The sequence below is a fragment of the Celeribacter sp. ULVN23_4 genome (genome assembly GCF_054788345.1).
This window is the reverse complement of sequence record NZ_JBTVYO010000027.1, coordinates 1-586: the sequence shown is the minus strand read 5'-3', so window position 1 is coordinate 586 and position 586 is coordinate 1. Positions and strand designations below refer to the sequence as shown.

Genomic DNA, 586 nt, shown 5'->3' with positions numbered 1-586 from the left:
GTGTCCCCGCCTGCGGTGGAAAAGGCCAGAGGAAAGTTCGATGCGCCAAAAACCGCAACGGGGCCGATAGGTCGCTGGATCATCCGCAATTCCGGGCGCGGCAGGGGCTGACGATCGGGCAGCGCTTCGTCCACTCGGCGGTCGAGATAGGCACCTTCACGGATATGCGTCGCGAACAAACGCAACTGCCCTGTGGTCCGGCCACGTTCGCCTTGCAAACGGCCCTCCGGCAGGCCGGTTTCCTGTGTCCCGATCTCGGTGATCGCCTCGGCGCGGGCCTCGATTTCATCTGCGATGGCCTCAAGAAAGACCGCGCGTTCCTCGCGCGAGCTGTAACCATAGCTCCAAAAGGCCTCTTCTGCCGCCTCACAGGCCGCATTCACCAGATCGACCGTGCCGACACTAAACATATGCGACGGCCCGTGCGCGGGTTCGGAGGCAAAGGTCTCGGCACTGGCGATCCAGTCGCCAGCCACAAGATGTTTGCCGTGCGGGGTGAAGACAGATGTATCCGTCATACTGCATCCTTTCGAGTTTCGTATCTCTCATCAAACCGGGGCGCAAAAACGCCTCCCGGTCACGCGCC

General features: G+C 61.9%; 1 protein-coding gene. It reads right to left on the bottom strand.

All coding sequences use genetic code 11. The annotated features are described in order from the left end of the window. On the bottom strand, positions 1–518 hold a 518-nt coding region (locus ACYBHZ_RS19325), incomplete at its 3' end, for an aldehyde dehydrogenase family protein (RefSeq protein ID WP_460275949.1). Between the last annotated feature and the right edge of the window lie 68 nt (positions 519–586).